Annotated in this window: 10 protein-coding genes; 6 read left to right on the top strand and 4 right to left on the bottom strand. The window is 67.3% G+C overall.

Features of this window, described 5'->3' with window-relative positions; genetic code table 11:
* Position 1: 1 nt before the first annotated feature.
* The 4 genes from Q9R27_RS04440 to Q9R27_RS04425 form a co-directional block, all read right to left on the bottom strand.
* On the bottom strand, positions 2-1,294 hold the full coding sequence (locus Q9R27_RS04440; protein WP_311251128.1) for a hypothetical protein: 1,293 nt from the start codon (positions 1,292-1,294) through the stop codon (positions 2-4).
* 71 nt (positions 1,295-1,365) lie between these two features.
* Positions 1,366-2,400, bottom strand: coding sequence for an anthranilate phosphoribosyltransferase (gene trpD / locus Q9R27_RS04435; RefSeq protein WP_311251127.1), 1,035 nt, complete (start codon positions 2,398-2,400; stop codon positions 1,366-1,368).
* Entirely contained in the window at positions 2,397-2,801 is a 405-nt protein-coding gene (locus tag Q9R27_RS04430) for a hypothetical protein (protein ID WP_311251126.1), read from the bottom strand. The genes trpD and Q9R27_RS04430 overlap by 4 nt, the downstream gene beginning before the upstream one ends.
* Positions 2,802-2,811: 10 nt before the next feature.
* Complete coding sequence (locus tag Q9R27_RS04425) at positions 2,812-3,759, bottom strand: cytochrome c oxidase assembly protein (protein ID WP_311251125.1); 948 nt, start codon at positions 3,757-3,759, stop codon at positions 2,812-2,814.
* 65 nt (positions 3,760-3,824) lie between these two features.
* Here Q9R27_RS04425 and Q9R27_RS04420 point away from each other — a divergent pair, with 65 nt between their 5' ends.
* From Q9R27_RS04420 to Q9R27_RS04395, 6 genes are all read left to right on the top strand, one after another.
* Positions 3,825-4,472, top strand: coding sequence for a heme-copper oxidase subunit III (locus tag Q9R27_RS04420; protein ID WP_311251124.1), 648 nt, complete (start codon positions 3,825-3,827; stop codon positions 4,470-4,472).
* Between the two features lie 94 nt (positions 4,473-4,566).
* Complete coding sequence (locus tag Q9R27_RS04415; protein ID WP_311251123.1) at positions 4,567-5,367, top strand: c-type cytochrome; 801 nt, start codon at positions 4,567-4,569, stop codon at positions 5,365-5,367.
* The gene (locus tag Q9R27_RS04410) at positions 5,364-6,458 is read left to right on the top strand and encodes a Rieske 2Fe-2S domain-containing protein (RefSeq protein WP_311251122.1); all 1,095 of its coding nucleotides are present in this window, start codon (positions 5,364-5,366) and stop codon (positions 6,456-6,458) included. The genes Q9R27_RS04415 and Q9R27_RS04410 overlap by 4 nt, the downstream gene beginning before the upstream one ends.
* On the top strand, positions 6,455-8,203 hold the full coding sequence (locus tag Q9R27_RS04405) for a cytochrome bc complex cytochrome b subunit (RefSeq protein WP_311251121.1): 1,749 nt from the start codon (positions 6,455-6,457) through the stop codon (positions 8,201-8,203). Before Q9R27_RS04410 ends, Q9R27_RS04405 begins: the two co-directional genes overlap by 4 nt.
* A 115-nt stretch (positions 8,204-8,318) precedes the next feature.
* Positions 8,319-9,350, top strand: a complete 1,032-nt coding sequence (locus Q9R27_RS04400) for an LLM class flavin-dependent oxidoreductase (protein WP_311251120.1) — start codon at positions 8,319-8,321, stop codon at positions 9,348-9,350.
* 38 nt (positions 9,351-9,388) lie between these two features.
* Positions 9,389-11,434: a hypothetical protein gene (locus Q9R27_RS04395; RefSeq protein ID WP_311251119.1), complete on the top strand. Its 2,046-nt coding sequence runs from the start codon at positions 9,389-9,391 to the stop codon at positions 11,432-11,434.
* Positions 11,435-11,443 lie beyond the last annotated feature (9 nt).

Raw genomic sequence — 11,443 nt, 5'->3', positions numbered from 1 at the left:
CTCAGCCCTCCCCTTCAGTCCGAGGCACTAACGCCGCCTCGCGGCGCACCACGAACTGGGCCAAGCGCCATGCCAGGAACGACACCACCACCAGGAACGCGAGCGTGGTTGCCTGCAACAGCAGTTCGTTCCGGTCGCCGTTCACCTCACCCATCACGAGCAGGCCGACCGCGCCCGCCGCAATGACGCCGCCTTGGAGAATGGCGACGTCGGCGAACATTCGCTTGGTCACTGCCGTCATCCGAACTGCCGAGAACGCCAAGGCCGGTGCGGCAGCGGCCAACGTCTCAAGTTGGAGTCGGTAGGGAAAGAAGGAACTCCCGCCGCTGTAGCGATTCATCGCACCTTGCAGGACCAGATAGGCGAGTCCACCGAGCAGCAGGTGACGCGACCAGTCAGGAAGTTCACGCCAACCTCGAATCAGGGAGGGAGCCAGCACCAGGATGATCGGAGTCCAGACGAGGAGTCCTCGATCGGGGGCTAGCCAGAAGCCGAGGTGGTTGAGGACGTCGAACCGGTTGGAGCTGGCGTAGTCCCCGAAGTCACCGACGCGGTATCCGGCAGTCGGGTCCCAGGTGCCGTAGAACCAGCGGGTCCACACGCAACTCAAGGCCAGCATGGCGCTACTCGCCGCACCCACCTTCACCGCGATGATCGGCGACTTCCTGGCCAGTGCTACGGCGATGCCGAGGACCGCACAGATCAGCGCAACATGCAATCGTCCCCATAGGGCGACTCCCCCGAAGAACCCGACGAGCCACCAGCGTTCCCTGTCCGCGGCCCAGGCCATGCCGATGATCCCGAGCACTGTCAGTGTGTGCGGCCACATCCCGTCAGCTGCGACGCTCCAGACCGGAGTGGTCAGCCCCAGGACAGCCGCACCAACCATGGCGTTCTTCTGGCCCAATCGCGGGAGCAACAGGAGGTAGAAGAGGGTGATGGCGACTGCGCTCAGGCCAGCAGCCGTCAGGTTCGCGGGCCAGTGGACCAGGTTGTCCGGTTGCGTCAGCCAATAGGCCGGGATGGAAGCTGCGATGACCCCAGACGATCTCCCGATCGCTTCGTCACCGCTGGCATTGTCCACGATCCAGATGTGACGGATCGGGTGTTCATCCAGCCCCGGCCATCTGTCACCCACGAAGGTTCGCTCGCCTGCGGTTGCTACCTGCCAGGCCGCGAAATCGGCGCTGGCCACGTCCAAGCTGGACGCGTGAGCGGTCAGACCGAAGATCCCGAAGAGGACCACGAAGACTGCGCATGCCGAGCGCCGAGTCGACGACGTGAACGCAACCATGGCGTGATTCCATCACGCGCACGCCGTCTCCTGCAGCCAAACCACGCTTCCAGGGGCCCTGAGCCCCCGACTCAGGCCTGCGCGCAGGCTTCGACCCACCGGTCAAGCGCTGCCTTGGCGGCGCCTGAATCGATGGCCTCCGACGCCTTGGCGATCCCGGCGACCAGCGCGGTCTGCAGGTCATCGCCATAGGAGTCGTAGACCGCCAGGGCAGCACCCGCGTTGAGCACCACCGCGTCACGCACAGGCCCCGTCTCCCCGTCCAGGAGGCGGCGTACGACGTTGGCGTTGTGGCTGGTGTCGCCGCCACGCAGGTCCTCGGGAGTCGCGAGCGCGATGCCGAACTCACGCGGATCGACAGTGGTCCGCTCCATGTGACCGTCACGGACCGCCCAGACCGCCGAGGTGGTGGTCGTGGTCAGTTCGTCCAGTCCGTCATCCCCGCGGAAGACCAGGGCATCGACACCGCGTTGCGCGAAGACACCAGCCAGCACCGGCGCCAGTCGCTGGTCCGCACAGCCGATGGCTTGGGCGGCGGGTCGTGCCGGGTTGGCCAGAGGGCCGAGCAGGTTGAAGAAGGTGGCGATGCCCAGTTCCTTGCGCGGCACGGCGGCATGGCGCAGGGCGGAGTGGAAGATCGGGGCGAAGCAGAACGTGATGCCTGCAGCCTGGACCACCCGGGCCACGCCGGCAGGATCGAGGTCGAGGCGGACACCGAGTGCTTCGAGTACGTCAGCGGACCCGGACTTCGACGACGCGGATCGGTTGCCGTGCTTGACCACCTGTGCACCGGCACCGGCGGCCACGATGGCCGACATCGAGGAGATGTTGACCGAGAAGGAGCGGTCCCCTCCCGTTCCGACGATGTCGAGGCTGCGTCCCGTGATGTCGAGTGGCGCCGCCTTCTCGAACATCGCTTCCACGAGGCCGGTGACCTCGTCGACCGTCTCCCCCTTGGTTCGCAGCGCCACGGCGAAACCAGCCACCTGTGCCGGCGTCGCCTCACCTGCGAGGATCTCGCCCATCGCCCAGCGCGTCTGCTCGCTCGACAGGTCGATCCGGCCGACGGCCGTGGTGAGGACGTCTGGCCAGTTCAGTGCACTCATCGCACCGGGGTCCGAGAACGGAGCAGGTCGACGACGGCGGTGGAGAGCTCGATCGGATCGATCGGGTGCGATACCGCAGCCTCGGCACGCGACCACGTCGCCAGCCAGGCGTCCTGGGGGCGGCCGATCAGCACCAGCACCGGCGGGCATTCGAAGATCTCGTCCTTGAGTTGCTTCGCGATACCCATGCCGCCAGCCGGCACCGCCTCACCGTCGAGGATCGCCAGCGCAATGTTGCCGGCGTCCAAGTGCTGGATCACGACCGGTTCGGTGGCGACTTCGACGTACTCGAACTCGGGCAGGTCCGGGTGCGGGCGGCGGCCCAGCGCGAGGATCACCTGCTGGCGGGTGTCGACGTCGTCGCTGTAGACCAGGATCTGGAGCGGAGTGGTGTCGGTCACGAGGTCGATGCTAGCCGTCCTGCTTGCGCGCTGCAGCCGCGGCCCGCGCGTCCTCCCGGTCGAGGCGTCGGTCCTCCCGTTCGGCCTCCTTCACGGATTGGCGCATCCATTGCACGAAGAGCGCCCCGAAGAAGAAGAGGCCGACGAACTCACCGGAACTCCACAGGATGCCGCCGGCAACCTTCTGGTCGGCGAGCATGTCGGGCAACCAGGCCGCCATCGGCGTCGATTCGCGCAGCATCGTGTAGTGCTCCTCGCCGATCACCGTGCCCTGGCCCATGATCGTGACGCCCAGGAAGGCGTGGAACGGCAGGGTGATGAAGATCAGCAGGAGCCGGAACGGATAGGCGACCCGACCGGGGATGGGGTCGACGCCCATCAGCGGCCAGAAGAAGAGCGCCCCGACCAGCACCAAGTGGACGTGCATCATCTCGTGGACGTACGTCGAGGCCAGCGAGGCGTCGTACCAACCGGAGAAGTAGAGCGCCCACGGGGAGACGATGTAGAGCACCAGGGTGAGCGGCGGGAAGGAGAGCACCTTCACCACCCGCGAGTGGAGCACGGCGAGCAGCCAGCGGCGCGGCGTGGCCGGCAGGGTGCGCAGCGCCAGCGTCACCGGCGCACCCAGCGCCAGCCACATCGGCACCCACATCGACAGGATCATGTGCTGGACCATGTGCACGCTGACCAGGGTCGTGTCATAGACCGACACGCCCGAGGTGGTCGCGAGGAAGAATCCGCCCATCCCGAGCCCGACGAAGGCGATGGTGCGTCCGATCGGCCAGCGGTCCCCCCGGCGCCGGAGCACCTCCACCCCGATCAGGTAGGCACCGGTCACCCAGACCGTCGCCACGAAGAGGAACGGGTCGATGGCCCACTCCGTGAAGACCCTGGAGAAGGTGAATCGAGGCAGGTCCAGCTCGCTCACCAACGGCACGATCGAGGCAAAATTCAGCACAGTGTGAACTTTATGACGTACAAGTTCAGGGGGTCGGGGTGCCCTCGGCGCGAGGAACAGCCATAATGAGGCCCGTGGCGACTGCAACTGCGATTCCGGCGTCCCGTCTACACGGGCATCATGACCGTCCCAGCATGGTCAGCGTGGGCACGATCATCTGGCTCTCGAGTGAGCTGATGTTCTTTGCTGCGCTGTTTGCTGCCTACTTCACGATCAGGGCACAGAGCCCTGACCTGTGGGCCAGCGAGACCGCGCTGCTCAACTTCCCGTTCGCGGCGACGAACACCTCGATCCTGGTGCTGTCCTCAGTGACCTGCCAGCTCGGTGTCTTCGCTGCCGAGCGCGGCCAGGTGGGGCGCACTGGGTCCATCCTCAACGTGCGCGGCTGGGGCCTGCGTGAGTGGTTCATCCTCACGTACATCATGGGCGCCGTCTTCATCGGCGGCCAGGCCCTCGAGTACGCCGAGCTGGTCCACCACGGCGTGACGATGAGCGGGAACGCCTACGGGTCGGTCTTCTACCTGACGACCGGCTTCCACGGCATCCACGTGTTCGGTGGGCTCGTCGCCTTCCTCTTCGTGCTCGGGCGCACCTATCTGGCCCGCAAGTTCACCCACGAGCAGGCCGTCAGCGCGATCGTCGTGTCCTACTACTGGCACTTCGTCGACGTGGTGTGGATCGCCCTGTTCGCGACCATCTACTTGATCCAGTAACTCCGTACTAGGAACTAGGACTGATTTCGTGCGTCTCCTGAATCGTTCCGCCGGCCGTGTCTCACGACTCCGCCGCGGACCCCTTGCTGGCCTGATGGTCATGCTGCTCGGGCTGCTCCTCACTGGATCCCTGTACGCCGCGTTCTCGCCGGCCAACGCCGACAACGAGGCCAAGAGCGACGAGGCACTCATCCAGGAAGGTCGTGACCTCTTCCTGGTCGGCTGCTCCTTCTGCCACGGCCAGAACGGCGAGGGCGTCAGCAGCCAGAACGGCCAGTACGGCCCCTCGCTGATCGGTGTCGGCCCCGCCTCGGTCGACTTCTTCATGGGCACCGGCCGGATGCCACTGCAGATCCCCGGCCAGCAGGGCCCGCCCAAGCACCCGGTCTACACCCAGGACGAGATCGAGGCGATCGCGGCGTACGTCGGCTCGCTCGGCCCCGGCCCCGCCATCCCGGACGAGAGCGAATACACCCTCAACCTCACCGGCGACGAGCGCCAGGAAGCCATCGTCAAGGGCGGCCAGCTCTTCCTGGCCAACTGCTCGGCGTGCCACAACTTCGACGCCTCCGGTGGCGCCATGCCGTGGGGCAAGGTGGCACCGACGCTGAAGAACACCTCGGACAAGCACATCTACGAAGCCATGCTGGTCGGCCCGGCGCAGATGGACGTCTTCTCCAACGGCAACATCGCCCCCGAGGACAAGGCGGCGATCATCGCCTACCTGAACTCGATCGAGGACAACCCCGGTTACGGTGGCTTCAGCCTCGGCGGTCTCGGCCCCGTCAGTGAAGGCATGTTCGCGTGGCTGGTGGGCATCGGCGGACTGGTGGGCTTCGCCTACTGGATCGCGGCCCACACCACTCGCTCCCAGAAGAAGGAAGAAGAGGCGTGAGCGACCACTCCGACAACCTGCCAGCAGTCCAGGAACCGATCGCTGACCCAGGTCTCCCCGCGCACACCCCGCGCCCCACGGACATCGATCCCAAGGCGGAGCGCCGTGCCGAGAGGCAGGTGGCCTTCTTCTTCCTGCTCTCCATGGTGATGGCCGTGCTGTTCGTCGTGGCCTACTTCAGCCTCGACCTCGGCAAGCTCGAGGAGGACGGCACCCGCGAGGCGACCGACACCTTCTGGGGCCTCGGTGCCTCCCACGTCGCGCTGGGCGTGACCCTCGGCCTGACCATGATGTTCATCGGCATCGGTGTCATCCACTGGGCCCGCAAGCTGATGTCCGACGTGGAGATCAGCGAGCAGCGCCACCCGGCCGCCTCCTCCGAGGAGGACCGCGAGGAGACCCTCGCCGCCCTGCAGGCCGGCCTCGAGGAGTCGGGCATCGCCCGGCGCCCCCTTGTCCGCAACACCCTGCTCGGTGCCCTTGCCTTCGCCGGGCTGCCGTTGATCGTCGGCCTGACCGACCTGGGGCCGGTGGCGACCTCCAGCGTGCGGCGCAAGACGCTCGAGAAGACGGTGTGGAAGGAGGGCACCCGGATCGTGCGGGACGTGACCGGTACGCCGATCCGCCCAGAGGACCTCGAGGTCGGTGACCTGCTCAACGCCCAGCCCGAGGGGCTGGTCCACCTCCACGACGCCTCCCTCAAGCGCGAGGGCGTCGACTACCTCGAAGGTGCTCCGCTGCACATCGAGAAGGGCAAGGCGTCGCTGATCCTGCTCCGGATGGAGCCGAAGGACATCACCCACGGCAAGGGCCGCGAGAACTGGACCCACCAGGGCATCGTCGCCTACTCCAAGATCTGCACCCACGTGGGTTGCCCGATCTCGCTCAACGAGCAGCAGACGCACCACCTGCTCTGCCCGTGCCACCAGTCGACCTTCGACCTCGCCGACAGCGGTCGAGTCGTGTTCGGGCCCGCCGCCCGGGCGCTGCCGCAGCTGCCGATCAAGGTCTCCGAGGACGGCTACCTGGTCGCCCAGAGCGACTTCACCGAACCTGTCGGCCCGAGCTACTGGGAGCGTGACTCGAAGTGAGCACCGAAACCGTTGCCACGACCAACGGCAAGACCGCTGCTGCGCCGAAGAAGGCCAGCAAGGGCGGCAAGGTCGTCGGCTGGGCCGACGAGCGACTCGGACTGGCGACCGCTGCCAAGAAGAACCTGCGCAAGGTCTTCCCCGACCACTGGTCCTTCATGCTGGGCGAGATCGCCCTGTGGAGCTTCGTGGTCCTGCTGATCACCGGCGTCTTCCTGACCTTCTGGTTCAAGCCGTCGATGGCCGAGGTGCAGTACATGGGCACCTATGACCAGTTGCGCGGGATGTACATGTCCGAGGCGTTCGCCTCCTCGCTGGACATCTCGTTCGACATCCGCGGTGGCCTGATGGTGCGCCAGATGCACCACTGGGCGGCGATGCTCTTCATCGCCTCGATGCTCGTGCACATGATGCGCGTCTTCCTCACCGGCGCGTTCCGCAAGCCGCGCGAGATCAACTGGGTCATCGGTGGCCTGCTGATCCTGCTCGGCATCGTCGAGGGCTTCTCCGGATATTCACTCCCCGACGACCTGCTCTCCGGCACCGGTCTCCGCATCGCCCAGGGCATGGTCCAGGCCACGCCCGTGGTCGGCACCTACATGTCGTTCTTCATGTTCGGTGGCGAGTTCCCCGGCGACGTGATCATCCCGCGCCTCTACATGGCGCACATCCTGTTGCTGCCGGCGCTGATCCTGGCCCTGATCGCGGCCCACATGCTGCTGCTCGTTTACCACAAGCACACGCAGTGGCCTGGCCCCGGCCGCACCGAGGAGAACGTCGTCGGCTTCCCGATGCTCCCCGTCTACATGGCCAAGGCCGGTGGCTTCTTCTTCATCGTGTTCGGCGCCAGCGCCATCATGGGTGGGCTGATGACCATCAACCCGGTCTGGAAGTACGGTCCCTATGACCCATCGAAGGTGACCGCAGGATCCCAGCCCGACTGGTACATGGGCATCGCAGAGGGCATGCTGCGGATCATGCCCGGGTGGGAGTCGCACATCTTCGGGATCACGATCTCGTGGAACATCTTCCTGCCCGGCATGTTCGCTCCGATCGCGCTGCTGGCACTGGTGCTCTCCTGGCCGTTCCTCGAAGCCTGGGTGACCGGCGACAAGCGGGAACACCACCTGCTGCAGCGGCCCCGCAACGCACCGACGCGGACCGCGTTCCTGGTCTCGCTGATGTCGCTGTACGGCCTGCTGTGGATCGCTGGCGGAAACGACGTGGTTGCGGTCCTGTTCCACCTGAACCTGAACCACATCACGTACTTCATGCGGGCTGCCATCTTCATCATCCCGCCACTGGTGTTCATCCTCGTCCGCCGCTGGTGCATCTCGCTGCAGCGCCACGACAACGAGATGCTCACCCACGGCTATGAGTCGGGCATCATCATGCGCTCGCCCGAGGGCGGCTACTCCGAGCGGCACCTGCCGATCGACCCGGAGCGTGCCTACACCCTCACTGCGCGTGAGCGTGACGAGGTCTACGTGCCCGGTGCTTCCGAGGACGCCAATGGCGTCGAGGGGGGCGCCGGCAAGATGGACGGCCTGCGCGGCAAGTTGTCGGCGTACATGTTCGGCGACAACGTCCAGAAGCCGACCACGGCCGAGATCGAGGAGGGGGCCGAGCACCTGGCCCACGAACTCGAGCACGAGCACGAGGCGGGCCTCGACCACTCCGCGGACGGCCACCAGTTCGATGGCCGCCACGAGGTCGAGGGCGAGACCCTGCGCGGCGATCACTGATCGAGCGTGATCCAAGGCCCCGTGTCCCCGTTGGGGGCACGGGGCCTTCCACGTCTCCGGGAATGAACTACACACCCCTTGTGGTTGATCCTTCAACCTCTTTGGAAGGAACCCCATGGCCCAGCACGTGAAGTTCGGACTCGACACCTTCGGCGACGTCACCCATGACCAGGACGGCGCACCGCTGAGCCATGCCCAGGTGATCCGCAACGTGGTCGAGGAGATCACCCTGGCCGACCAGGTCGGGGTCGACGCGTTCGGCGTCGGCGAGCACCACCGCGACGACTTCGCGGTCTCCTCCCCCGACATGGTCCTTGCCGCAGCGGCGAGCCGCACCGAACGGATCATCCTCGGCACCGCCGTGACGGTGCTCAGCTCCGATGACCCGATCCGCGTCTACGAACGCTTTGCCACCCTGGATGCACTCTCCAACGGCCGCGCCGAGGTCACCCTGGGACGCGGTTCGTTCACCGAGTCGTTCCCGCTCTTCGGCTTCGACCTTGCCGACTACGAGGTCCTCTTCGAGGAGAAGCTCGACCTCTTCGCCCGGCTGCGCTCCGAGGAGCCCATCGCCTGGCAGGGCACGACCAGGGCGCCACTGCCGCTCACCCAGGTCTTCCCGAAGACCGAGGCCGGCTCACTGGCGGCGTGGGTCGGTGTCGGCGGCTCGCCCGAGTCGGTGGTGCGTGCTGCACGCCACCGGATCCCGATGATGCTGGCCATCATCGGCGGCGCCCCGGCCCGCTTCGCGCCGTACGCCGATCTCTATCGCCGTGCCCTGGACGAGTTCGGCTCGACACCGCTTCCGATCGGGGCGCACTCCCCCGGCCACGTCGCCGCGACCGACGCGCTGGCCCGGGAGCAGCTCTACCCGCACTTCAAGGCCAACCGGGACCGGATCGGGCGCGAACGGGGCTGGGGGCCGGTGACCCGCGAGCAGTTCGAGGCCGAGGCGGACTCCGGGGCCCTCTTCGTGGGCTCACCCGAGACAGTGGCGAAGAAGATCGCCACGACCGTGGAGACGCTCGGGCTGGAGCGCTTCGACCTCAAGTACAGCAACGGCACCATGCCGCACGGCCAGTTGATGGACTCCATCGGGCTCTACGGCACTGAGGTGCTCCCCCGGGTGCGAGCCCTGATCGGCTGAGCGAGGCGCCGACCGGGCCGGCGGCTAGGCTGCACCGCGTGCAGGAGCAGGACCGCTCGGCGACGTCGCCGACCAACGATCATCGGTGGCCGGTGCCGCCGGTGTGGTTGGTGTGGTTCGCCGGCGCCATCACCCTGACCGGCCTCACCCTCCTCATCACCGGAGCCATCCGCACCGGCGTCACCGTCGACGAAACCTTCCACACCGCCCGCCTCCACAACTACCTCACCCACGGCTGGTACCTCCTCGACGACGACCTCACCACCCACGGCAACCCCGGCACCTGGGTCGAAGACCGCTACGTCTACGGCCCCATCACCGCCCTCCTGGCCCACCTCGCCAACACCCTCACCGGCAACGAAACCTGGACAACCGTCTCCACCACCGCCAACGCCTACCTCATCCGCCACCTCACCATCGCCACCATCGCCATCGCCGGCACCACCGCAACCGCCGCCATCACCCGCATCATCACCGGCACCTGGCGCTGGGCCCTCATCACCACCGCCATCCTCCTCAGCCTCCCCATGTGGACCGGCCACGCCATGTTCAACATCAAGGACATCCCCGTCGCCACCGGCTACACCCTCTTCACCCTCGCCTGCATCCACACCCTCACCCACCCCCGCACACCCCACCACCCCTGGCGCCACCACCTCACCACCGCCACCCTCGCCTACACCGGCATCCTCCTCACCCTCGGCACCCGCCCCGCCCTCTGGCCCGGCCTCGGCGCCACCGGAGCACTCCTCGTCCTCCACCTCACCCTCCACCGCACCACCACCCCCCACCCCTGGCGCCCCCTCACCCCACCCCTGGTCGCCACCGCACTCGCCCTCACCACCCTCGCCCTCACCTACCCCAACCTCTACACAAACCCCCACTGGCTCCTCGACTCCGCCACCGAATCCGCCGGATATCGCGGGACCAACTCGTGGTGGATGCTGCCCTCAGCGGTGGTGATGACGGTGCCGTTGCTGTTGCTCGTCCTGGGCGTGGTGGGCACCCTGGCGGGCCTGGCGGCGTGGCTACGCCAGCGGGACTGGTCTGCCCGACATGCCCAGGTGGCGATGGTGGCCGCGCAGGCACTCCTGTTGCCCACGTTGGTCTGGCTCCAGGCGGCGCCGATCAGCGGCGGCCTGCGCCACGTCCTCTTCGCCGCGCCTGCGGTCGCCGTCCTGATCACCCTCGGCTGTGCGCACCTGCTTCGATCCCGCCCCAAGTGGACCGCATCCCTGATCGGTCTCGGGATGGTGGCGCCGATGATCGTGAGCGTCCAGCTCTTCCCGTATGCGTACGCCTACCAGAACGTGTTGGCCTCCTCCGGGTTCGATCCCCCGGGCAGCTTCAGCCTGCCTCCCGATGACTACCGGGCCAGCATGCGCGAAGTGGCCCGGGCGCTCCCAGCTGACGCCTTCGTGGTCTGCAGCCCCGACGTCGACGAGGTCGGACGACCGTTGCGGATGGTCGCCTTCGGTGGCCAGTCGTGGTTCGACCTGGCTCAGGACTGCGCCCATCCCGGCACCGGGCAACTGGCGCCGTGGCGTGACGCGGGGTCGTCGTACGAGCGGGTGGAGGGCGAGTTCATCGCCGTCGTGGTCAAGGAACACCCGGTCCGTGGCTGCACCGAACTGGCCCGGGTCACCCGCCACCGCCTCGCCGAGCGCGTCCGGATCGCCACCGCGTGGCGCTGTCCCCTGGTGCTGCCGACGTACGCCGGACCGGTCGCCCTCGACGGTGCCGGCAACGGGGCGGAGACCCTGCTGGGTGGGTGGAGTGGCACGGGTGGAGATGGCTGGATCACCGCGACCGGACCGGCCAGCCTCGGCTTCCACCTCCCCTACGACGGCGGCGTCCGGGTGATGGTCACCGGCACCGCGGAGGGTGCCCCGACGTTCCGGATCAACAACGAACCCGCCGCGGTCACGCCCGTCGCCGACGGGTGGATCCTGGAGGTCCCTGGCGACCGTCCCGAGGTGGGCATGGCCGGCAACGTGGTGATCACCGTCGACCCCACGCACGGCGCGGACCCGTCGGCAGGCGACCAGGTGCGGCTCACCCGGGTGGAGGTCATCGGCGGCTGATCAGGCTCC

This window comes from Nocardioides sp. AE5 (assembly GCF_031844485.1).
Classification (GTDB): Bacteria; Actinomycetota; Actinomycetes; order Propionibacteriales; family Nocardioidaceae; genus Nocardioides.
Note: the sequence above shows the minus strand (reverse complement) of the source record. Positions and strands in the feature narration are given on the sequence as shown.